Origin of the sequence: Streptomyces sp. NPDC001410, from assembly GCF_042895235.1 — a bacterium.
In the GTDB taxonomy this organism is placed as follows: Bacteria; Actinomycetota; Actinomycetes; order Streptomycetales; family Streptomycetaceae; genus Streptomyces.
On record NZ_JBIAWE010000023.1, the window covers coordinates 57,977 to 79,517 of the forward strand.

At 73.5% G+C, this 21,541-nt stretch carries 18 protein-coding genes; 11 read left to right on the forward strand and 7 right to left on the reverse strand.

Going from position 1 to position 21,541, the window contains the following annotated elements:
* The first annotated feature begins 23 nt into the window (after positions 1-23).
* On the forward strand, positions 24-1,688 hold the full coding sequence (locus tag ACFY3C_RS38465) for an acyl-CoA dehydrogenase family protein (protein ID WP_390774138.1): 1,665 nt from the start codon (positions 24-26) through the stop codon (positions 1,686-1,688).
* A 145-nt stretch (positions 1,689-1,833) separates the two neighbouring features.
* Positions 1,834-3,810 (forward strand): HEAT repeat domain-containing protein, encoded by a 1,977-nt coding sequence (locus tag ACFY3C_RS38470; RefSeq protein ID WP_390774139.1) that lies wholly within the window; start codon positions 1,834-1,836, stop codon positions 3,808-3,810.
* 79 nt (positions 3,811-3,889) lie between these two features.
* Here the strand turns inward: ACFY3C_RS38470 and ACFY3C_RS38475 are convergent, their stop codons facing one another.
* Positions 3,890-4,477, reverse strand: coding sequence for a hypothetical protein (locus ACFY3C_RS38475; protein ID WP_390774140.1), 588 nt, complete (start codon positions 4,475-4,477; stop codon positions 3,890-3,892).
* 271 nt (positions 4,478-4,748) lie between these two features.
* Between ACFY3C_RS38475 and ACFY3C_RS38480 the strand changes: the two genes are divergently transcribed.
* From ACFY3C_RS38480 to ACFY3C_RS38495, 4 genes are all read left to right on the forward strand, one after another.
* The gene (locus tag ACFY3C_RS38480; protein WP_390774209.1) at positions 4,749-5,834 is read left to right on the forward strand and encodes a WD40/YVTN/BNR-like repeat-containing protein; all 1,086 of its coding nucleotides are present in this window, start codon (positions 4,749-4,751) and stop codon (positions 5,832-5,834) included.
* A 159-nt stretch (positions 5,835-5,993) separates the two neighbouring features.
* Positions 5,994-6,671, forward strand: coding sequence for a uracil-DNA glycosylase (locus ACFY3C_RS38485; RefSeq protein WP_389178100.1), 678 nt, complete (start codon positions 5,994-5,996; stop codon positions 6,669-6,671).
* The gene (locus tag ACFY3C_RS38490) at positions 6,668-7,642 is read left to right on the forward strand and encodes an N-acetylglucosamine kinase (RefSeq protein ID WP_390774141.1); all 975 of its coding nucleotides are present in this window, start codon (positions 6,668-6,670) and stop codon (positions 7,640-7,642) included. The genes ACFY3C_RS38485 and ACFY3C_RS38490 overlap by 4 nt, the downstream gene beginning before the upstream one ends.
* A 142-nt stretch (positions 7,643-7,784) precedes the next feature.
* Complete coding sequence (locus ACFY3C_RS38495) at positions 7,785-8,708, forward strand: sirohydrochlorin chelatase (protein WP_386575077.1); 924 nt, start codon at positions 7,785-7,787, stop codon at positions 8,706-8,708.
* Positions 8,709-8,786: 78 nt separating this feature from the next.
* Here ACFY3C_RS38495 and ACFY3C_RS38500 read toward each other — a convergent pair whose 3' ends face one another.
* From ACFY3C_RS38500 to ACFY3C_RS38510, 3 genes are all read right to left on the reverse strand, one after another.
* Positions 8,787-9,818 carry a lactonase family protein gene (locus tag ACFY3C_RS38500; RefSeq protein WP_390774142.1) on the reverse strand — a complete coding sequence of 344 codons (1,032 nt, stop codon included), beginning with the start codon at positions 9,816-9,818 and terminating at the stop codon, positions 8,787-8,789.
* 56 nt (positions 9,819-9,874) lie between these two features.
* Positions 9,875-10,033, reverse strand: coding sequence for a hypothetical protein (locus tag ACFY3C_RS38505; protein WP_390774143.1), 159 nt, complete (start codon positions 10,031-10,033; stop codon positions 9,875-9,877).
* Positions 10,034-10,367: 334 nt separating this feature from the next.
* Positions 10,368-11,858, reverse strand: a complete 1,491-nt coding sequence (locus ACFY3C_RS38510; RefSeq protein WP_386575074.1) for an FUSC family protein — start codon at positions 11,856-11,858, stop codon at positions 10,368-10,370.
* Between the two features lie 232 nt (positions 11,859-12,090).
* On the opposite strand from ACFY3C_RS38510, the gene ACFY3C_RS38515 reads away from it, so the two are divergent.
* From ACFY3C_RS38515 to ACFY3C_RS38530, 4 genes are all read left to right on the forward strand, one after another.
* Positions 12,091-12,567 carry an Lrp/AsnC family transcriptional regulator gene (locus tag ACFY3C_RS38515; RefSeq protein WP_179851790.1) on the forward strand — a complete coding sequence of 159 codons (477 nt, stop codon included), beginning with the start codon at positions 12,091-12,093 and terminating at the stop codon, positions 12,565-12,567.
* Between the two features lie 20 nt (positions 12,568-12,587).
* Positions 12,588-13,283 carry an HAD family hydrolase gene (locus ACFY3C_RS38520; RefSeq protein WP_390774144.1) on the forward strand — a complete coding sequence of 232 codons (696 nt, stop codon included), beginning with the start codon at positions 12,588-12,590 and terminating at the stop codon, positions 13,281-13,283.
* 113 nt (positions 13,284-13,396) lie between these two features.
* Positions 13,397-16,228 carry a beta-L-arabinofuranosidase domain-containing protein gene (locus ACFY3C_RS38525; RefSeq protein WP_390774145.1) on the forward strand — a complete coding sequence of 944 codons (2,832 nt, stop codon included), beginning with the start codon at positions 13,397-13,399 and terminating at the stop codon, positions 16,226-16,228.
* Positions 16,229-16,294: 66 nt separating this feature from the next.
* Positions 16,295-17,767 carry an MFS transporter gene (locus tag ACFY3C_RS38530; protein ID WP_390774146.1) on the forward strand — a complete coding sequence of 491 codons (1,473 nt, stop codon included), beginning with the start codon at positions 16,295-16,297 and terminating at the stop codon, positions 17,765-17,767.
* Between the two features lie 4 nt (positions 17,768-17,771).
* On the opposite strand, the gene ACFY3C_RS38535 is transcribed toward ACFY3C_RS38530, so the two are convergent.
* Positions 17,772-18,560, reverse strand: coding sequence for a LysR family substrate-binding domain-containing protein (locus ACFY3C_RS38535; protein ID WP_390774147.1), 789 nt, complete (start codon positions 18,558-18,560; stop codon positions 17,772-17,774).
* Positions 18,561-18,618: 58 nt separating this feature from the next.
* On the opposite strand from ACFY3C_RS38535, the gene ACFY3C_RS38540 reads away from it, so the two are divergent.
* A complete protein-coding gene (locus tag ACFY3C_RS38540; RefSeq protein WP_390774148.1) occupies positions 18,619-19,029 on the forward strand; it encodes a DUF5997 family protein in 411 nt (136 codons plus the stop codon).
* A gap of 15 nt (positions 19,030-19,044) precedes the next feature.
* Here ACFY3C_RS38540 and ACFY3C_RS38545 read toward each other — a convergent pair whose 3' ends face one another.
* On the reverse strand, positions 19,045-19,932 hold the full coding sequence (locus tag ACFY3C_RS38545; RefSeq protein ID WP_390774149.1) for a peptidoglycan-binding protein: 888 nt from the start codon (positions 19,930-19,932) through the stop codon (positions 19,045-19,047).
* Complete coding sequence (locus ACFY3C_RS38550; protein ID WP_390774150.1) at positions 19,932-21,491, reverse strand: DUF6519 domain-containing protein; 1,560 nt, start codon at positions 21,489-21,491, stop codon at positions 19,932-19,934. The genes ACFY3C_RS38545 and ACFY3C_RS38550 overlap by 1 nt, the downstream gene beginning before the upstream one ends.
* Positions 21,492-21,541: the final 50 nt, after the last annotated feature.

The following is a 21,541-nucleotide window of genomic DNA, read 5'->3' on the forward strand; positions in this document are numbered from 1 at the left end:
CAGGAAGAGTGCAACATGACGGTATGGACTCGACACCCGTACAGTCGCCGCCGCAGCAGTACGCCACCCACGACGTCACCAACCAGGCCCCGCCCCTGGCCCCCTACGACGCCTCCGACGACCGGGCCCTGCTGGAGGGGCTGCGCCGGGAGGGTGCCGAGTGGGCCGAGGACGGCATCCGGCGGCTGGGGCTGCAGGCCGGCGGCGAGGAGGCCCAGGAGTGGGGTGAGCTGGCGAACCGGCACGAGCCGGAGCTGCGCACCCACGACCGCTACGGCCACCGGATCGACGAGGTCGAGTTCCACCCCAGCTGGCACCACCTGATGGGGACCGCGGTCGCCGAGGGCCTGGCCGGTGCGCCGTGGGCGGACGACCGGCCCGGCGCCCATGTGGCCCGCACGGCGGGCGGACTGGTGTGGGGGCACACGGAGGCCGGGCACGGCTGTCCGACGTCGATGACGTACGCCGCCGTCCCCGCGCTGCGCGCCCAGCCGGAGCTGGCCAAGGTCTACGAACCACTGCTCACCAGCCGCGCGTACGACCCGGAGCTGCGCGTCCCCACCGAGAAGCCCGGGCTGCTCGCCGGGATGGGCATGACCGAGAAGCAGGGCGGCTCGGACGTCCGCACGAACACCACCACGGCCACGCCCACCGGTGAGCCGGGCGTGTACACGCTGCGGGGCCACAAGTGGTTCACGTCGGCGCCGATGTGCGACGTGTTCCTGGTGCTGGCGCAGGCTCCGGGCGGCCTGTCCTGCTTCCTGGTGCCCCGGATCCTGCCGGACGGCAGCCGCAACACCTTCCGCATCCAGCGGCTGAAGGACAAGCTCGGCAACCGGTCCAACGCCTCCTCCGAGCCGGAGTTCGAGCGGACGGTGGCCTGGCTGGTCGGGCCCGAGGGGCGGGGTGTGAAGACCATCATCGAGATGGTCAACTGCACCCGCCTGGACTGCGTGATGTCCTCGGCGACCCTGATGCGCAAGTCGCTCGTCGAGGCGGGTCACCACGCACGCCACCGCAGCGCGTTCGGCGCCCGGCTGTACGACCAGCCGCTGATGCGCAACGTTCTGGCCGACCTGGCGCTGGAGTCGGAGGCGGCGACGACGCTCACCCTGCGGCTCGCTGGTGCGGCGGACCGGGCGGTGCGCGGGGAAGCCGGCGAGCGCGCCTTCCGCCGGATCGCCACCGCCGTCGGCAAGTACTGGGTCACCAAGCGAGGCCCGGCGTTCACCGCGGAGGCCCTGGAGTGCCTGGGCGGCAACGGGTACGTCGAGGAGTCCGGCATGCCCCGCCACTACCGGGAGGCTCCCCTGCTGTCGATCTGGGAGGGCTCGGGGAACGTCAACGCGCTCGACGTGCTGCGCGCCCTGGGTCGGGAACAGGACACGGCCGAGGCCCTGTTCGCCGAACTCGCCCTCGCGCGCGGGGCGGACGCCCGGCTGGACGCGGCCGTGACCGGGCTCAAGGACCAGTTGGCCGAAACCGACCAGGTGGGCGCACGCCGGCTGGTCGAGCGGATGGCCCTGGCCCTTCAGGCATCGCTGCTGGTCCGGCACGCCCCGCACGCGGTTTCGGACGCCTTCTGCGCGACCCGGCTGGGCGGCGACTGGGGGCACGCGTTCGGCACGCTGCCCGCCGGCACCGGCTTGGACGCGATCCTGGAGCGGGCCCTTCCCGGCCGCGACTGATCCGGGCCCGGGGGGACCGGGGCGGATCCCGCCCCGTGGCCGGTGACAGCCGACGGATCGCACACAGTCAGCGCGTGACTTCGCTTCGTTGTCAGTGCCGTGGTGCAGACTCGCGATCAGGTGGTACCGGCCTGGGGAGGACAACGTGTTCACGGGGATCGACGAGGTCGACTGGGCCTCGCTGCACCATGCGTACGGCAGCGCGGAGGACGTGCCCGGATGGTTACGGGCGCTGGCCTCCGCGGACGCCGCCGAGCGACAGACCGGGCTCGACGGCATGTACGGCACGGTGCACCACCAGGGGAACGTGTACGACTCGACGCTGGCCTGCGTTCCCTTCCTGTGCTCGCTCGCGGCCCGCGAGGCGGTGCCGGACCGGGGCTGCATCGTCGAACTGCTGGTCAGCATCGGGGCGGAGAGCGGGGACGCACACGCGCGTGAGGCCGTGCGTGCGGGCTCCGAGGTGTTCGTGCCTCTCCTCGGGGATCCGGACCCGGGAGTGCGCCGAGCGGCGGCCGGAGCCGTCGTACGCTTCCTGGACGGCCCGGAGCGCGTCCTGGACCTGTTGCGGCAGCGGATCCCGGTCGAGCGGGACGGCAGGGTCCTGCTCGCGCTCACCGAGGCCCTCGGCCTGTTCGTACGGCGGCATCCGGCGCACTCCACCACCGCGGTGGACCTGTTGGCCACGCAGAGCGCCCCGCCCTACGAGCCCGGGCTGCGGCTCGCCGCGCTCGGCCAGCTCGCCCTGGGGGCCCCGGAGCTGCTTCCGGCCGACCTGGTGCCGACGGCCGTCGAGCTGCTGCGGGACAGGTCCACGCGCCGCTCCCGGGTACCGGAGCCGTCCGGGAACGACACCCTCGTGGGCCGGATACGACGACTGCGACCCTCGGACGAGGAGGGCGCCCAGCTGCTGCGCACCCTGCACACCGCGCTCGGCGACCGCACCGCTGACCGGATCGCCCTGCTCACCGGGCAGTTGACCAGCCCGGACCCGATGGACCGGTGCAATGCCGTGTGCATGTCGGCGGCGCTGTTCCGCGGCTGGCGGGCCGACTGTGCCGGGCCCGTGGCCCTGATCGGTGCCCAGCTGGACACGGAGCAGGACCGGTTGCGGGACGCGGCGGTCTCGGTCCTGGTGGAGCTGTACGGCCTGGCCGCGCCCGCCGCGGACGACCTGTACGCCCTGGTGGCCGCCCGGCCCGACCTGTGGACGCACCGCTGGGAGCGCGGCTCGCCCGCCCTCGGCGGCCCGCTCAAGGCCCTGGCCCGGACCGGCGATCCACGGGCGGTCCCGGTTCTGGCCCAGGTGCTGGCCGGCCCGGTCGTGCCCGGCGGCCTTGGGCACGAGATCGCGCATCTGGGCCCGGCCGCGGCTCTCCTCGCCCCCGCGCTGCGGCACCATCTGGCCCGTGTCCCCCTGGAGTCCCCGGCCGCCGACACACTGGCCGCTCCTCTCCTGGCCGCGATCAGAGCCGTGGGCGACCGGCATGCGGTGCCTGAGGTGCTGCGACTCCTGTCCGGGGCATCGGACGGCCTCGGGGCACGGGAGAGACTCGTCGGACCGGCCATCGAGACGCTGGACGCCCTCGGGGCCGCCGCACAGGCGGCACCCGTCCTCCGGGGCCTGCTGCACACCCGGCACGCGGCCGCCGCTGCGGGCGCCCTGTGGTCGGCAGGGGATCCGGACTCCGCCGTACTGCCCGTCCTTCTGCGGGAGTTGACGCAGGGCGAGCCGGGGAGCCGCCGGCTGGCCGCCCGGCAGCTGGCCAGGCTGGGTCCGGCCGCCCGCGCGGCCCTGCCGGAACTGCGCCGGACGGCCCGCTCGGGGCAGGTGTGGCAGCGGACGGCAGCCGCGTGCGCGCTGTGGCACATCGGCCGGGACCCGGAACCCGTGCTGCCGGTGTTCCGGGCCGCATGGTCGCAGAACCCCTATACGCGCGGCCCGATCGCCCAGTGCCTCGCGGCCATGGGCCCGGCGGCCGCACCGCTGCGGGACCTGGTGACCGCCGAACTGACCGGCCCCCGGCGCCACACGGCCGGCGAGGGCGGGTACGGCAGCCAGGACATCGCCAAGGACGAGGCGTTGCTCAGGACCTGCGGGGAGGTGCTGGCGGGGCTGTAGCCGCGCGCCGGAGCGCACGGCCCGTCGTGGACGCAGAGCCTGTCACGGACGTAGTGCCTGTCATGGACGCAGGGGCCCGTCACCATTTCATCCGGCCCCACTGCGGCCCCAGTCGGGCCCACTCCGCGTCCCAGCGGTCCATGCGGCGGCGCTCCAGGCGACCGCGCAGGACGCGGCCGCCGACGAAGGGGACGGCGGCGGTGCTCACGCCGACCAGGCCGCCTATCAAGGTGGCCCGGAAGGCGGCCTCGGAGGCGGTGGTGGGGCGGGTGACCAGGTGTCCCTGCGGGTCGGTCCACACGGTGACCGGGGATCCGGCCTTGCTGCCCGGCGCGACCCGGGCCTGGCCGGTGTGGGCCGAGCCGTCGGCGACGGTCCAGCGGACCTCGGCCCAGACCCGCTCGCCGCCGGTGCCCGCGGCGGTGGCGCTGCCGGGTGCCTGGGCGACGACGTGGGCGACGGTGGGATGCCAGGCGGCGCGCTCCCGGGCCAGTCCGTGCTCCACCGAACGGGCCGCCGCGAGCCCGGCCAGCACCCCGGCCAGGACGGTCAGCAGCCAGGCGGCGAGCACCACCCAGGCCTCCACCACGTCGGCCCGGCGCCGGAGCGGATTGCGCCGCCAGCGCCACAGCCACACCTTGGGACCACGCAACGCCTTCAAAGGCATCTCCTCACGAGCGCACCGACAGGCCGGGCCGACCTCCCATACGGGCAGGGCCGCCCCGTTGCTCACGACGAGCCGTCACCTCGACGGTCGCACGAGACACCCCCCTCGCGCAGGCGCATGCGACAACGCACCTTGCCGATCTCTACGACAGGCCGACAGCACCGCCGTGACCTGCGCGGACGCCACGCCCGGGGCCGACTGTCAGTGGTGGGGTGCAGACTGGCCGGTATCTGACGACTACCTGGACAAGGACGTCCCGGAGGTGATCGGCATGACCGAGGTCCTGCTCGCTGTGGGCACCCGCAAAGGCCTCTTCATCGGGCGGCGGCGCGGCGGCGCCTGGGAGTTCGACGACAGCCCCTACTTCAACGCCCAGGCCGTCTACTCGGTGGCCATCGACACCCGCGGCGGCACCCCGCGGCTGCTCGCGGGCGGCGACAGCGCGCACTGGGGCCCTTCGGTCTTCCACTCCGACGACCTGGGCCGCACCTGGACCGAGCCGGCCCAGCCGGCCGTCAAGTTCCCCAAGGACACCGGGGCTTCGCTGGAGCGGGTCTGGCAGCTGCACCCGGCCACCGCCGAGCCGGACGTGGTGTACGCGGGCACCGAACCGGCCGCGCTGTACCGCTCCGAGGACCGCGGGGAGAGCTTCGAGCTGGTGCGTCCCCTGTGGGAGCACCCGACCCGCTCCCAGTGGGTGCCCGGCGGCGGTGGTGAGGGCCTGCACACGGTGCTCACCGACGCACGCGACCCGCGGGCCGTGACCGTAGCCGTCTCCACGGCCGGGGTGTTCCGCACCACGGACGGCGGGGCGAGCTGGGCGCCCTCCAACTCCGGTGTCTCCGCGGTGTTCCTGCCGGATCCGAACCCGGAGTTCGGCCAGTGCGTCCACAAGATCGCCAAGGACGCGCGCGACCCGGACCGGCTGTACCTGCAGAACCACTGGGGCGTGTACCGCAGCGACGACGCGGGCGCGCAGTGGACCGACATCGGCGCGGGCCTGCCGTCGACGTTCGGATTCGCGGTGGCCGCCCACCCGCACCGCGGTGACACCGCGTACGTCTTCCCGATCAACGCCGACGCCGACCGGGTGCCCGCCGGCCGCCGCTGCCGGGTCTTCCGCACGGCCGACGCGGGCAAGAGCTGGGAGCCGCTGTCGCACGGGCTGCCGGCGGAGGACCACTACGGCACCGTGCTGCGCGACGCGCTGCGGACGGACGACGCGGACCCGGCCGGGGTCTACTTCGGCAACCGCAACGGCGAGGTGTACGCCTCGGCCGACGACGGCGACAGCTGGCAGCAGCTCGCCTCCCATCTGCCGGACGTACTGTGCGTGCGGGCCGCGTTGATCGACTGACGCGCCCGGCCCGCCCCCGAGGCGCACGGGAGCCGCAGAGGCGCACGGGAAAGGAGGTGAGGGCGGAAACGGTCATTCGAGCCGACGGTCCGATCATCCTCGGTCGGCCTCCGGTCGCAGCTTGATCGCCGACCGGTGTACGGCAGTAGGGTGACGCCCGTGGCACCACGACCTTTGCATGAAATCGTCGAACCGGGCTGGGCGAAGGCCCTCGAACCCGTCGCCGGACGGATCGCCGCGATGGGCGACTTCCTGCGCGCGGAGATCGCCGCGGGACGCACCTACCTCCCGGCCGGACCGAACGTCCTGCGCGCCTTCCAGCAGCCCTTCGACGACGTACGCGTCCTGATCGTCGGTCAGGACCCGTACCCGACCCCGGGGCACGCGGTCGGCCTCTCGTTCTCGGTCGCGCCCGAAGTGCGTCCGCTGCCGCCGAGTCTGATCAACATCTTCCGCGAGCTGAACGCCGACCTGGGGCTGCCCCAGCCGTCCAACGGCGACCTCACCCCATGGACGCAGCAGGGCGTGCTGCTGCTCAACAGGGCGCTCACCACGGCACCGCGCAGCCCGGCCGCCCACCGCGGCAAGGGCTGGGAGGAGGTCACCGAGCAGGCGATCCGGGCCCTGGCCGGGCGCGGCAAGCCGCTGGTGTCCGTCCTGTGGGGACGTGACGCCCGGAACCTGCGTCCGCTGCTGGGCAGTCTGCCGGCCGTGGAGTCCGCGCATCCCTCGCCCATGTCGGCCGACCGCGGCTTCTTCGGGTCGCGTCCGTTCAGCCGGGCCAACGACCTGCTGATCCAGCAGGGCGGACAGCCGGTGGACTGGCGTCTGCCGTGACCGTCCCCGGTTACCTGGCGGTGGACTCCGGGGGCTCCGGTCTCCGGGTCGCCGTCGGCATTCCGGGGCAGGCGCCATCGGGCCGGCGAGCGTCGGGAGAGCCGGTCCGTACCGGTGCGCGGGGAATCGACCCCGCCCACCTGATGGCGCAACTCGTCCCGCTCGCCCGCGCGTTGGCGGCGGAGGCCGGGGTGGGCGAACTGGACACGGCCGTCGTCGGCGCCGCCGGGTTCTCCTCCCTGGGTGACGCCCTGCGCGCCGAACTGCCGGGCGCGCTCGCCCGGGAGCTGGGCGTACGGAACGTGGCGCTGGCCGCCGACGCCGTGACGGCATACGTGGGCGCCCTCGGGCCGCGGCCGGGTGCCGTGGTCGCCGCGGGCACCGGTCTGATCGCGGTCGGCACCGATCTGACCGGCTGGCGGCGGGCGGACGGCTGGGGCCATCTGCTGGGCGACTGCGGCGGCGGGGCGTGGATCGGGCGGGCCGGGCTGGAGGCGGCGCTGCGCGCCCACGACGGCCGGGACGGCGGCTCCGCGCCACTGCTGGCGTGCGCCGAGGAACAGTTCGGCCCGGTGCGGGGACTGCCCGGCCTGCTCTACCCCCGTACCGACCGGCCCGCGCTGCTGGCCTCCTTCGCACCCCAGGTGGCCGCCTGCGCCCCGCGCGACCCGGTGGCCGCCGGCATCCTGCGTGCGGCGGCCCGGAACATCGCCGAGTCCGCCGCCGCGGTGTGCCCGGCCTCCGGTGCGCCCGAAGTGGCGTTCACCGGCGGCCTGCTCGAGATGGGCGACCCGCTCCTCGTACCCGTGCGGGAGGAGTTGGCCGGGAGGCTGCCGCACGCCCGGCAGGTGCCGGCCGAGGGCGACCCGCTGCACGGCTGCGTACGGATCGCGAACGAGCTGGCGGCCGGGCGGCTCACACTGCCGGGTGAACCGTCCATGCTCTACGTGGTCCCCACAAAAGGGTATTGACCCCCTTCGCGGTACATCTGTCCGGCAAGTGCCCGGAACACGTGCCAAGGGTACGTAACTCATCAGACAAAACCGGACGTAAACCGCTCACCTGCACCCTCCCCGAACAAGGGAGCCCAAGAAGCCAGTAACATGCGGCGCCATGAGCTCCCCCACTGGGCCCGCGTCCGGCCTGCCAGTACGAATGCCGCGACCCCGCCAGCCCGGACGGCACCGCCGACCGGAACCGCTGGTGGCTCCCGAGGACGCGCCCGCGCTCGTCCTCGCGGTGCCCGGCGCGCCCAGCGCCGCCGCGCGCAGCCTCGCCGAGGAGGTCGTGAGCATCGCCCGCTCCGAGCTGCCCGGCCTGAATGCCCGGATCGGGTACCTGGACGGGGACGACACCGAGTTCCCGAGCCTCCGTGCCGTGCTGGCGCACGCCGCCGAGGAGCGCGCCGCCCGCTACGAGCAGGCCGTCGCCGCCGGCCTCGATGTCAAGGAGCCGGACAGCCCCGTCGCGGTCGTCGTGCCGCTGCTGGCCGGTCCGGACAGCGCGCTGCTGCGCCAGGTCCGCCAGGCCGTGATGGACAGCCGGGTCGCCGCCGACCTGACCGATGTCCTCGGCCCGCACCCGCTGCTCGCCGAGGCGCTGCACGTGCGCCTGTCCGAGGCCGGTCTGGCCCGCGCCGACCGTGCCCGGCTGTTCACCGTGGCCACCGCCGCCGACGGCATCATCCTGGCCTCCGTGGGCGGCGACGAGGCCGTGCAGGCGGCCGGGATCACCGGCATGCTGCTCGCCGCGCGCCTGGCCGTGCCGGTGATGGCCGCGGCCCTGGACCAGGAGGGTTCGATCACCTCCGTCGCCGAGCAGCTGCGTTCCTCGGGCTCGCAGCAGCTGGCCCTGGCGCCGTACCTGATCGGCCCGGAGATCGACCCGGCGCTGCTGGCCGCGGCCGCCGAGGAGGCGGGCTGCGCCACGGCCGAGGCGCTCGGCGCCTACCCGGCGATCGGCAAGCTCGCGCTCGCCAAGTACACGACCGCGCTGGGCATCGCGCCGCAGCAGCCGCAGGGCACGCCGGTCCGCTGACGCCGGTCACGGCACCCGTACGGCACAGGGCCCGCTCCAGATCATCGGAGCGGGCCCTGCGCATTGCCGCTCGGCCGCTCAGCCGAAGACGATGCAGGAGGCCGCGGCGACCTCGACGGAGCCGTCGTAGCGGGGCAGCCCGGTCCGCTCGTCGACGGCGAACCAGGTCACGTCTCCGGATCGTTCGTTGGCCGCGTAGAGGAAGCCGTCGTGCTCGGCCAGCGCGCGCGGCCAGTGTCCGCCGCAGGGCACCGTGCCGATCAGGCGGAGTCCGTCCCCCTGGACGGCGAGCACGGACAGGACGTCCTCGCCGCGGGTCGCGGTCCACACGAAGCGGCCGTCGGGCGAGACCACGATGCCCGAGGCGTAGGCGTCGCCGGCCGGGGCGCCCGGCAGGACCGGGACCTCGGTCAGCGGCTTCAGGGAGCCCGCGTCGGCGTCCCAGAGGCAGACCGTGACGGTGGGGGTGAGTTCGTTGACCACGTAGGCGTGCTCGCCGTCCGGGTGGAAGGCCAGGTGGCGGGGGCCCGATCCCGGGCGCAGCGCGATCTCGCGGTGCAGGGCCGGGATGCCGTCGTCCAGGGTGCACACCCTGACCGAGTCCGTGCCGAGGTCGACGCTGACCGCCCACCGGCCGCTGGGGTCCGGCTGCACCTGGTGGGCGTGCGGGCCGCGCTGCCGCCGGTCGTGCGGGCCGGAGCCGGTGTGCTGGAGCACTCCCGAGGGCGCGGGGGCCAGGCTGCCGTCCGAGCGCACCGGTACGGCCGTGACGCTGCCGGAGCCGTAGTTGGCGGTCAGGACGTGCCCGGCGTACAGGCTGAGGTGCGTGGGTCCGCTGCCGTCGACCGGCACGGGCGGCCCCGCGGGCTCCGGCTTGTCACGGCCGACGCGGAACGCGGCGACAGCACCGTCGGCGGTCTCGCTGACCGCGTAGAGCATGGTCCCGTCCGGCGACAGGGCCAGGTAGGAGGGGTCGGGAACGGCGCCGAGACGGCCGGTGACGGTCAGCGCCCCGCTGCCCGGGCGCACGTCCGCGGTGACCAGCCCGGGCCCGCCCGCAGCCGTGAACGACCCGATGAACGCCCTGTACCGCCTGCCGCCCTCTGCCACCGCTGTCCCCTCTCGGTCCGAGCCAGTGCCGACGGTAGCAGTCGATCAGTTCAGGTCTAGACCAAATGGGTGACGAGGGAGTGTTCCGCCGACACTGCCCGGGCCCCGACCAGCGGCGATCCCGACGGAGCCCGCAGGGGCTCGACCAGGGCGCGCACCAGGCCGAGCAGGTGGGCCAGGACCGGCTCGACAGGAGCCTCGGCGGACCGCTGCATGCCGGAGCAGGCTGGACCGGGGCTTCGGAGGCCCGGTGGACTCTCTCGGAACCACCGACGGCGAAATACCTCGACCACCGCCTCGAACCAGCCGCAAGGCCGCCGTAGAGGCGCTCCGCCAGCCCCGCCCCTCAGGCCCCCACCAGCGGCGATCCCGACGGAACCCGCAAGGGCTCGGCCAAGTCCGCCAAGGCGCATTCCAAGCCGTGCAGGTCGGCCAGGGCCAACTCGGCCGGAGCGATGGACGCGGCCGGAGCCGCTGGCGGCGAATCCCCCGACCGCGACCCGGAGCAGCCGCAAGGCCGCCCCCGAGGCGCTTCGCGGACCCCGCCCCTCAGGCCCCCACCAGCGGCGATCCCGACGGAGCCCGCAGGGGCTCGGCCAGGTCGGCCAGGGCGCGTTCCAGGCTGTGCAGGTGGGCCAGGGCCGGCTCGGCAGGGGCGTCGGCGGGGCGGTGGACGCGGTCGGTGCCGCCGGTGGTGAGTGCCTCGACCGCGGCCTCCACGCGCCAGCAGGCGGTGGCCAGGCGGGCGTCGTGGGAGGCCTCGGGGTCGGCGGCGACGGCGACCAGGCCGCGGATCTCCCGGGCGCAGTCGTCGAGGAGGGCGAGGACCCGGCGGGCGCGCCGCTTGCGGCCGAGCATCGGGTTCAGCGGGTGCACCAGCGGTGCGACCGAGAGCCGGACCCGGCCGAGCAGCTGCTCCAGCTCGGCCACGCGCGGCGCCGGGTCGGCCGTGGCCGAGCCCGCGAGGCGCGCGGCGGCCTCCGCGGTGCAGGCGTGGACGCAGCGCAGGGCGCGCTGGATCCAGGCGTCGGTGGTGGCGTGGGTGGTGACCGGCAGCACGAACAGCACGGCCAGCACCGCGCCGAGGGCGCCGACGCCGGTCTCGGCGAGACGCAGCGCGAGCAGACCGGGACCGAGGACGCCGAGCAGGCCGTAGAGCAGCTCGGCGAGCAGGGTCACCCAGAGCATCATCCAGGTGTACGAGACGGCGGCCGTGTAGAAGATGCCGAAGACGGCGACCGCGACGAGGACGGCCGTCGGAACCGGCGCGCCGTCCACGGGTACGGCGACGAGGAAGCCCAGGCCGATGCCGATGACCGTGCCGAGGACCCGCCGGAAGCCGCGTACCAGCGTCTCGCCGCGCGAGGCGGTGTTGACGAAGACCCACCAGGTGGCGCCCACGGCCCAGTACCAGCGCTGCCCTGACACCAGCTGCCCCACGACCAGAGCGAACCCGGCTCCGGCGACCGCCTGGACCGCCTGCCGGGTGGTCACGCGGGCCAGCCCGGACCCGGCGGGCGGCGCGGGTACGACGGCCGGGGGCAGCCGGCGCTCGTAGCACCACAGGCCGAAGCGCACCGCGGCCGCGCTGAGCACGGACAGCAGGACAGCCGCGTACAGCTCGGGCAGCTGTCCGGGCGTGGCGTGCAGGAACTGGGCCACGAAGAAGGTCATGAAGGCGAACACGCCGAGGCTGTGCCCGCGGGGGCCCCAGCGGCGGGCGTACACGCCGGCTCCGACGATGGTGAGGAAGGTCAGGTCCCGCGCCACCGGGTGATCGTGCAGTTCGGCCGCGGCGGCGAGCACGGGCACGCCGACGACGGGCAGCAGCGCGGTGGTGACGGCCTGCCGGCGCACGGTGGCGTCGGTGACGGTGAACAGGGCGAGCAGCGCGGCGAGACCACCGGTGACCGCGCCGACGAGCGAGTGCCCGGCCAGCCCGCACACGACGACGGCCAGCCCGATGCCGAGGACGGCCCGCACGGCGAAACGCAACCGCGCCCGCCCCGGGTCCGGAGCCACGAACACCCTCTTCAGCACTGACGCCCTCCCTTGGGAAACACCTGGCATACAAAAGGCGCCGCGGGGATCCGCAGCGCCATCGACGTGTCCATGAGAGCATCACAGAGGTCGATGGCTCAAGTGTCGGCTGAGTCACTGAGCCATTGGTCCAGCGCCGTGCGCGCACGATCGTCCGGCTGAATACCAACGGACCAGGTCGGGCGGCACACCGGGGCTGCGGCCCGCTGAGCCATTGGTACAGTCGTAGATCATGACCGTGGACGCACTCGACACCCGCATCCTGCGGCTGCTGCTGGAGCAGCCGCGCACCAGCGTGCGCGAGTACGCCCGCATCCTCGGCGTCGCCCGCGGCACGCTCCAGGCCCGCCTGGACCGCATGGAACGGGACGGCGTGATCACCGGCACGGGCCCCTCGCTCTCCCCCGCCGCCCTGGGCCACCCGGTGCTGGCGTTCGTGCACATCGAGGTCACCCAGGGGCATCTGGACGACGTCGGGGACGCGCTGGCCGCCGTGCCGGAGATCGTCGAGGCGTTCTCGATCACGGGCGGCGGGGATCTGCTGGCCCGGGTGGTGGGGCGGGACAACGCCCACCTGGAGGACGTGATCCAGAAGCTGATCAGCCTGCCGGGCGTGGTGCGCACCCGCACCGAGGTGGCCCTGCGCGAGCGCGTGCCGTACCGGCTGCTGCCGCTGGTGGAGTCGGTCGGGCGAGCGGCCCGCGCCTGACGCTTGGCATGCTGGACCGCATGGGCAAGTTCGGCGCACTTTCGGTCATCTTCGATCTCGACGGAACGCTGGTGGACAGCGAGCCGAACTACTACGAGGCGAGCCGACAGACCCTGGCCGAGCACGGCGTCCTCGACTTCACCTGGGCGGAGCACGAGAGCTACGTCGGGATCAGCACCCTGGAGACGGTCGCGAGCCTGCGGGAGCGCTACGGCCTGCGCGCCACGGTGGACGAGCTGTTCCACGCGACGAACCGGCGCTATCTGGAGCTGGCCCGGGCCGGCACGCACGCCTACCCCGAGATGCGGAAGTTCGTGGAGCTGCTGGCGGCCGAGGCCGTTCCGATGGCGGTGGCCTCCGGCTCCTCCCCCGAGGCCATCGAGGCCATCCTCGGGGGGACCGGTCTCGACGCCTTCCTGCGCATCGTGGTCTCGGCCGACGAGGTGGCCCACGGCAAGCCCGCCCCCGACGTCTTCCTGGAGGCGGCCCGGCGGCTCGGGACGGACCCGGCCGACTGCGTGGTCCTGGAGGACGCGGCACCGGGTGCGGCCGCCGCGCACGCGGCCGGGATGCGCTGCATCGCCGTCCCGTACGTGGCCACCCAGGCCGACGCTCCCGAGTTCGCCACGGCCGCGCTGCTGCTGCGGGGCGGCCAGACGGAGTTCACGGCACAGTCGGCATACACCTGGCTGACGGATCCGGTCACCTCCGACTGAGCAACTCCCTTACTCGTCAGTACCGTTGACGCTCCTCCGCCCCTTCCCTATCTTCTGGGCGACTTGTCGAACGCCGTTCGATATCACGGACAACGCTGGGAAACGAGGAGCACATGACCCCGCCCCTCTCGCGACGCACTCTCCTCCAGGCGACCGCACTCACGGCCGCGGCGACCGGTCTGACCGTGGCACCCGCCGGTACGGCGGCCGGTCTGACCGCCGCCCCCGCCGGTGCGGCGACCGTCGCCGCCCAACCCGCCTGGAAGGTAAGGCCGTTCGGGCTGGGTGAGGTGACGCTCGGCCGCGGTCTGTTCGCCGACAAACGGGCCCTGATGCTCGACCACGCCCGCGGGTACGACGTGAACCGGCTGCTCCAGGTCTTCCGCGCGGGCGCGGGCCTGTCCACGGGCGGTGCGATCGCGCCCGGCGGCTGGGAGGGGCTGGACGGCGAGGCCAACGGCAACCTGCGCGGCCACTACACCGGGCACTTCCTCACCATGCTGGCGCAGGCGTACGCGAGCACGGGCGAGGAGGTGTTCGCACAGAAGATCCGCACCATGATCGGCGCACTCACCGAGGTACGGGACGCGCTGCGCCACGATCCCGCCGCACTGACCGGTCAGGGCCGCTTCGGCTCGGCCGTCGAGCAGGTGCGCGGCTCCTACCGGTACGTCGACCTGCCCTCCGGGGTGCTCGGGACCGGCACCGCGGTCACCCTGTCCGCCTGGGTGAAGCCCACCCACGACGCGAACTGGGCCCGCGTCCTCGACTTCGGCGACAACACCACCCGGTACCTGTATCTCGCCGTCCGCAACGCCTCCGGCGTGCCCCGGTTCGCCGTCACCACCTCGGGCCCCGGCGGCGAGCAGGGCCTGAACGGGACCGCTCCGCTGCCGCTGAACGAGTGGAGCCATCTGGCCGTGACCCTCGGCGCCGGCACCGGCACGCTCTACGTCAACGGCACGGCCGTCGCCAGGAACACCGCCATGACGCTCACCCCGGCGGCCCTGGGCGACCTCACCGACCACTGGCTGGGCCGCTCGCACTACGTTGCCGACCCCGTGTTCGCGGGCGCCGTCGAGGAGTTCGCGATCTGGTCGCGCGCGCTCAGCGCCGCCGAGATCGGCGAACTCCAGGGCGCACGCGCGGCCGAGACCCCCGCCGGGCCCGGCGACCTGGTGTCCTACCGCTTCGACGAGACCTCCGGGGCGCACTTCGCGGACTCCTCCGGGCGTGGCCTGGACGCCACCCTGCGCCGCACCTGGGGCGGCCCCAGCCATCCCGGCTTCCTCGCGGCCTACCCGGAGACGCAGTTCATCCTGCTGGAGTCGATGACCGGCAGCGACTACACGAAGGTGTGGGCGCCGTACTACACCGCGCACAAGATCCTCCGGGGCCTGCTGGACGCCCACCTGGCCACCGGCGACGAACGGGCACTGGACCTCGCCTCGGGCATGGGCGACTGGATGTACTCCCGGCTGTCCCGGCTGCCCGCGGCCACCCTGCAGCGCATGTGGGGGATCTTCTCCAGCGGCGAGTACGGCGGGATCGTCGAGGCGATCTGCGACCTGCACGAGCGCACCGGCAGGGCCGAACACCTCGCGCTGGCCCGCCTGTTCGACCTGGACCGGCTGATCGACGCGTGCGCGGCGGACACCGACGTCCTCGACGGGTTCCACGCCAACCAGCACATACCGATCTTCACGGGTCTGGTCCGGCTGTACGACGCGACGGGCGAGCAGCGTTACCTCACCGCCGCGAAGAACTTCTGGCGGATGGTCGTACCCCATCGCATGTACGGCATCGGCGGCACCAGCACCGGCGAGTTCTGGAAGGCGCGGGACGTCGTCGCGGGGACGATCGGTGCGACGACGGCGGAGACGTGCTGTGCGTACAACCTGCTGAAGCTGAGCCGGTCGCTGTTCTTCCACGAGCAGGATCCGGCCTACATGGACTACTACGAGCGGGCGTTGTACAACCAGGTGCTCGGCAGCAAGCAGGACAAGGCCGACGCGGAGAAGCCGCTCGTCACGTACTTCATCGGGCTGACGCCGGGTCATGTCCGGGACTACACGCCGAAGCAGGGCACGACCTGCTGCGAGGGCACCGGCATGGAGAGCGCCACCAAGTACCAGGACTCGGTGTACTTCGCGGCGCCCGACGCCAGCGCCCTGTACGTCAACCTGTACAGCCCGTCCACCCTGACCTGGGCCGAGAAGGGCGTCACGGTCACCCAGACCACCGCCTACCCGCGCGAGCAGGGCAGCACCCTCACCGTCGGCGGCAGCGGCCGTGCCTCGTTCGCGCTGCGGCTGCGGGTGCCCGGGTGGGCGACCGCCGGGTTCCGGGTGACGGTCAACGGGCGTGTGGTGGAGGGCACTCCGACGCCCGGCAGCTACTTCACCGTCTCGCGGACCTGGCGGCCCGGCGACACGGTACGGGTGGACATGCCGTTCCGGCTGCGGGTGGAGAAGGCCCTGGACGACCCGTCCTTGCAGGCCCTGTTCTACGGCCCGGTCAACCTGGTGGCCCGCAACTCCGCGACGGAGTACCTGAAGTTGGGCCTGTACCGGAACGCGGCGCTCTCCGGCGACCTGCTGCCCTCCCTGACTCCCGTCTCCGGTTCTCCGCTGCACTACACCCAGGACGGCATCGAGTTCGCCCCGTTCCTCGAAGGGACCGAGGACCCGACCCACGCGTACTTCCGGCGGTCCGAACCGCGTGTGGTCCTCGGCGGCCTCGACGCCGGCGTGGCGAACCCCGCCCGGTCCGACGGGACCACCCTGCTGGACGAGATCTGGGCGAGGGCGCCCTTCCGGAACAAGGGCGCGCTGGTCACGCGCGTACAGGACGTCGTGGCGGAGTGGGTGGCGGCGGGGCTGCTCGGGCAGGAGGAGGGGGAGGCGGTCGTGCGTACGGCGCGGAAGGCGTCGTACACGCCGTGACGCCTCCGACGCGCGCGGAAGTGCTCCTTCCGTGCGTTGGGCGGGGTGGCTGCTTAGCGTGACCCCATGACCACAGTCCAGGCCCGGCCCGCCCCCGACGACCGGCGGTGGAAGGCGCTCGGGGTCTGTCTGACGGCGGGCTTCATCTCGCTGCTCGACACCTCGATCGTGAACGTGGCGCTGCCCTCGATGGAGCACGGGCTCGGCGCCTCGGAGGCCGCCCAGTCCTGGGTGGTGTCCGGGTACGCCCTCACCTTCGGGCTCGCGCTCGTCCCGGCGGGCCGGCTGGGCGACATGCGCGGGCGGCGCCAGGCCTTCCTGTTCGGGCTCGCCGTGTTCACGCTGGCCTCGGCTGCCTGCGGGCTCGCGCCCAGTGCCTCCTGGCTGGTGCTGTTCCGGCTGATCCAGGGCACGGCGGCGGGCATGGTCGCACCGCAGACCTCGGGGCTGATCCAGCAGATGTTCCAGGGCGCCGAGCGGGGCAAGGCCTTCGGTCGGCTCGGCAGTGTCATCGGGGTCTCGACGGCGGTGGGCCCGCTGGCGGGCGGTCTGCTGATCAACGCGGTCGGCACCGACGACGGCTGGCGCTGGGTGTTCTTCGTCAACCTGCCGATCGGGGTCGCCGCGTTCGCCGCGGGACTGCGGCTGCTGCCCCGATACCCCGCCCTGTCGGACAAGCGGGAGGAGTTCGATCTGTGCGGGGTGCTGCTCCTCGGCTCGGGCGTGCTCGCGCTCATGCTGCCCCTGGTGCAGGAGCAGCAGTGGACCGGGCGGCTGAAGTGGGCGCTGATGCCGGTGGCCGCGCTGCTGCTGGCCGCGTTCTGGGCATGGGAGCGGCGCGAGGGACGGCGCGGGCGGGCGCCCCTGCTCGACCTGAACCTGTTCTCCCTGCGGTCCTTCACGCTCGGCGCGCTGATCAGCCTGATCTACTTCGCGGGCTTCACCACGGTCTTCTTCGTCTACACGCTGTACCTGCAGGACACGGTCGGATACAGCGCGCTGACGGCGGGGCTCACGGTCCTGCCCTTCGCGGTCGCCTCAGCGGTCGGCGCCGCCATCGGCGGGCGGCTGGTGGTGCGCCACGGCCGCAAGCTCGTCGTCATCGGTCTGAGCGGGGTGGCGGCGGGGCTGCTCGGGGTGGTCGTGGCGGTGCAGCTGGTGCCCGGGCAGGCCGTGGGATGGGCCTCGGCACTGCCGCTGTTCATCGGCGGGATCAGCTCCGGCCTGGCGGTCTCCCCGAACACCACCCTCACCCTGACCCGCGTCCCCGTGCACCGTGCCGGTGCGGCCGGCGGGGTGCTGCAGACGGGCCAGCGCGTCGGCTCGGCCGCCGGGATCGCCGTGGTCGGCGCGGTGTACTTCGCGCACCTGGCCAACCACGGGCGCTCCGTCACGGCGATTCAGCTCGGGCTGCTCACCGCCGTGGGGATCATCATGATCGCGCTGGTACTGGCGATGGCGGACCTGCGGGAGCGGCATGTGCATCCCGAGCCGGAGACCGCCGGCGGGACGGAGGAGCCGGTCCGGAGCGGATCCTGAAGGGTCAAGACCTGCGGCGCGGCTTGCCGCGCTTGGCCGGCTTGGCTCCCCCGGAGCCCGTGCGGCCCCGTGCGCTGCGGCTCGCGGGCTTGCCGCCCGTCGACTTCGCGGCCGCCGGCTTCTGCCGGGTGCCGGCCTGCTCCGGGCGTTTCCGCTTCTGATCCGCCTCGGCCTTCGCCGTCGTACGGCCGCGCGTGCTGTTGACGGTCCGGCCGCGGACGATGCCGATGAAGTCCTCCACCAGGTCGGTGGTGGCCTCCTCCGGCCAGGACAGGGCGACGCTCGACTGGGGTGCGTCGACGACCGGGCGGTAGGTGACGTCCCTGCGGTGGTGGAGGCGGGCCAGGGACTGCGGGACGATCAGGAGGCCCACTCCCGCCGCCACCAGCTCGATGGCGTCCTCCGTCGTCGCCGGGCGCTCGAAGGCGGGTTCGCCGGGCGGGCTGTCCCAGTCGAAGACGTCGTCCAGGGGGTGGAAGAGCACCTCGTCGGCGAGGTCGGCCAGGGTCACCTCGTCCGCCGCCGTGATCAGGTGGTCCTTGGGGACGACGACCACCGTGGTCTCGGTGTAGAGGGGGATCGCGCTGAAGAACGTACGGTCGACCGGCAGCCGTACGAGGCCCGCGTCCGCGTCGCCCGCCCGCAGCACGTCCGCCGCCTCGGTGCTGGGCACCTGGACGAGGGTGAGCGGGACGTCGGGCCGGCGCTCGTTCCAGATCCGCACCCACTTGGCGGGCGTCGCTCCGGGAACGTACGCGAGCCGGAACGACGGTGTTTCCTCCGAGCCTGTCACCAGGCCAGGTTACCGGCCGTGGTCGGCCGTCCGGCACGCGGCCGATACCCTTGACCTCATGAGTTCGCAGCAGAGCACCCAGACGATGAAGCCCGCGACCGCGGCGAAGAAGCTGGGTGTGTACCTCCCCGCCACCCCCGCCGAGTTCCAGGAGGGTGTGGTCTCGCGCGCCGAGCTGAACGAGTTGCAGGCCAATCCGCCGGAGTGGCTGCGCGTGCTGCGAGAGAACGGCCCGCACCCGCGCCCGGTGGTCGCCGCGAAGCTCGGCGTGTCCATCGCGGGGCTCGCCCGCGGCGGGATCACCGAGGCGCTGACCACCGAGCAGATCGAGGCGCTCAAGGAAGAGCGGCCCGAGTGGCTGGAGAAGGAGCGCGCCACCCAGGCCGAAGTCCGCAAGGAAACGGTGCGGATCAAGAAGCTGCACAAGGAGAAGCAGGAGAAGCAGGAGAAGGGCGCCGAGCGGCGCTGACGCCCTTTGGCTGGCTCAGCCGTCCGACGGCACCTTCAGCCGGTCCCAGCTGGCCTTGCCGGGGATACCGTCCGCGTCCTTGCCCTTGAAGCCGAGCTTGTGCTGCCAGGCGGCGTAGGACCGGCGGTCGGCCTCGGTCCACTCGGGGCTCGGCCCCTCCTCGTAGTGCCCGCAGCCCTCGGCGACCAGCCGGCGGCCCATGGCCGTGATGACGGGCGACTTCTGCCCGATGTGGAAGAAGCCGCTGCCCGGGAACGGCGCGTACTTCGGCTTGGGCGCGGGCTTGGGGTCCGGGTCCGTGCCGCCGCCCTTTCCGGCCAGCCGGTCGGCTATCCGCTTGCGCATCCCGTCCATCGTGAAGCCGCGCGGATCCTGCTTGCCCGGCTGCCACTCCTTGTGCCCGATGACGGAGCGCTCGGACCAGCCGTGGTGCCGGCAGATGGCGACGGAGACCTTCTCGATGGCCTCCTTCTGCGCCTCGGGCCAAGGGTCCCTGCCGTCACCGAGGTTGATGCACTCGAAGCCGTAGAAGTGCCGGTTGCCGTCGACGTCGGCCTGGTTGTCGTGCGGCAGCCTGGTCTCGTTGACCACCGCGCGCAGCACGTCGCTGTCGCCGAGGCCCGCGTGGTTGGCGCGGCCGTTGCCGACGAGGTGGACATGACCCTGCTTGTCGATCACGCCGTGGCACAGCGGGCCGGGCAGGCCGGAGTAGCCGTTGTAGCAGATGTTCACGGAGTTCTCGGTGCCCGAGGTGACGGTGTGGTGGATCATCACGCCGTTCACCGGGCCCCAGGGGCCCTTGGTGTTGCGGTTGTGGTGGCGCCAGTCGCGCACCTCGTGGACGGTCAGGCCCTCGGCGCGCAGCACCTGCAGCAGCTTCGACCCGGTCATCGGCTCAGCCATCAGTCGTCTCCTTCCACGGCGGCCTCGGCCGCCGCTGTGGTCTGCGAGCGGCCGCCGGAGGCGTCGGCCTCGGCGGCCTGCTCCTCGCGCGCGGCCAGGGCCTCGGCGTCCAGGGCCGCCCGGTCGGCCGCAGGGATGTCCGTGCCGAGCGGGCCGAAGGCGAACCGCAGGTCGACGGTGCTGCCTTCGCCCTGCACCAGAGCCAGCGGCGCGAAGTGCCGGGCGATCCCGGCCGGGGTCCGGAGCAGGGGGCGGCGCGCCGCGTCGGCCGGCCACTCGACGCTGCCGGTGGCGGTGCGGGCGGGGATCAGCCAGTGGTCGCCGGTGCGGTAGCCGCCGCCCTTGGCGAAGTACACCTCGACACCGTCCTCCAGGGGCAGCCACTGCCCCTCGACGACGGGGACGGCACCGCCCTTCAGCGCCGTCGTACGGCCCTTCTGCTTCGGACCCTCGTGGTGGTCCCAGCGGCGCAGGAACGGGTGCAGGTGCGGGAGGCGTCCGACATGCGGGTCCGGCTCGGCGGAGAGGCGGACGCGGCGGCCGGGGAGGTCCAGTTCCTCGACCCGCAGCAGGGGCCGGGGTTCGAGGCGGGAGGCGCAGGCCGTGTCGGTGAACTCGACGTGGTCGCCGACGTCCAGGTCGAGCTTGCCGTCGAGGCCGAGGGTCGCCAACTGCACCCAGGTGCCGTCCAGTTCGTCCACCGGGAAGACCACGGAGCCGTTCTCCCGGGACCACTTGAAGGTGGCGTCCTTCGCCTCGCCGCCCGCGTGGATCTCCACCCGGTACAGCTGGTTCTCCGGACCGCGGTAGCGGGCGTCGGGCCGGACCAGGCAGGGGTCCTCGTCGGCGTGCTCGGGCCGCTCGCTGCGGGCGGCGAGCCGGGCGGAGGGCTCCGCCTGGGCCTTCGCCCACTTCTCGAACGCGTCACGCACGGCCTGCGCGGACGGTTCGCTCCCCTCGATGTCGAGCGCGGACAGGGACAGCGGCAGCACCTGCCAGACCACCTTGGCGCGGACGGCGGTGTCGGGCAGCGCGGCGCCGAGGGCGACCTCGCGCAGCGCCGGGTCCTCGGCCGCGGAGACGGCCCGCTCCCACACCTTCAGGTAGACGACGAAGGGCGACTGGGCGGGCGAGGGCAGCTTGTCGGCGGGGTTCTCCGGGTCGCGGAAGCCGTCGGGCTGGTTCCAGTAGTCCCAGTAGGCGTCGGTCTCGGGCGCCGGCTGCTCCTTGTCGTCCTCGTCCGGTACGGGGACGCCGGGCGCCGGGCGGTCGGCGTCGCACAGGATGCCGTCGACGTAGTAGCGGCCGCCGTGGATGCGCAGGGTGTCGATGTCGAGCTTGCCGCCCACGTACTCGATGCGGAAGCCGGTGACCCGGCCGGGTCCGCCGGGTCCCCCGTGCCGGCCGATCAGGTCGGCGGCGAGCGTGCGGGCCTGGTGGAGCTGGATGGCGGCCTGCTCGTTGAGGTCGGCGTCCAGCTGGACGCGGCCCTGCTGGGCGACGACCGCGGAGTAGTGCCGCTCCGGGCGGAAGGTGGAGCGGGAGAGATCAGCGTGCATGAAGGGGGTCCCCCTGGTTCGGAAATCTGCGGGTGGGTCGTACGGCGGCA

Excerpts from the sequence above, each read along its gene's own strand:
- ACFY3C_RS38540 (WP_390774148.1), top strand. The coding sequence starts at position 18,619 with ATGAGTTCGCAGCAGAGCACCCAGACGATGAAGCCCGCGACCGCGGCG.
- ACFY3C_RS38480 (WP_390774209.1), top strand. The coding sequence starts at position 4,749 with ATGACCGAGGTCCTGCTCGCTGTGGGCACCCGCAAAGGCCTCTTCATC.
- ACFY3C_RS38515 (WP_179851790.1), top strand. The coding sequence starts at position 12,091 with ATGACCGTGGACGCACTCGACACCCGCATCCTGCGGCTGCTGCTGGAG.
- ACFY3C_RS38520 (WP_390774144.1), top strand. The coding sequence starts at position 12,588 with ATGGGCAAGTTCGGCGCACTTTCGGTCATCTTCGATCTCGACGGAACG.
- ACFY3C_RS38545 (WP_390774149.1), bottom strand. The coding sequence starts at position 19,932 with ATGGCTGAGCCGATGACCGGGTCGAAGCTGCTGCAGGTGCTGCGCGCC.
- ACFY3C_RS38550 (WP_390774150.1), bottom strand. The coding sequence starts at position 21,491 with ATGCACGCTGATCTCTCCCGCTCCACCTTCCGCCCGGAGCGGCACTAC.
- ACFY3C_RS38495 (WP_386575077.1), top strand. The coding sequence starts at position 7,785 with ATGAGCTCCCCCACTGGGCCCGCGTCCGGCCTGCCAGTACGAATGCCG.
- ACFY3C_RS38525 (WP_390774145.1), top strand. The coding sequence starts at position 13,397 with ATGACCCCGCCCCTCTCGCGACGCACTCTCCTCCAGGCGACCGCACTC.
- ACFY3C_RS38530 (WP_390774146.1), top strand. The coding sequence starts at position 16,295 with ATGACCACAGTCCAGGCCCGGCCCGCCCCCGACGACCGGCGGTGGAAG.
- ACFY3C_RS38505 (WP_390774143.1), bottom strand. The coding sequence starts at position 10,033 with ATGCAGCGGTCCGCCGAGGCTCCTGTCGAGCCGGTCCTGGCCCACCTG.
- ACFY3C_RS38475 (WP_390774140.1), bottom strand. The coding sequence starts at position 4,477 with ATGCCTTTGAAGGCGTTGCGTGGTCCCAAGGTGTGGCTGTGGCGCTGG.
- ACFY3C_RS38465 (WP_390774138.1), top strand. The coding sequence starts at position 24 with ATGGACTCGACACCCGTACAGTCGCCGCCGCAGCAGTACGCCACCCAC.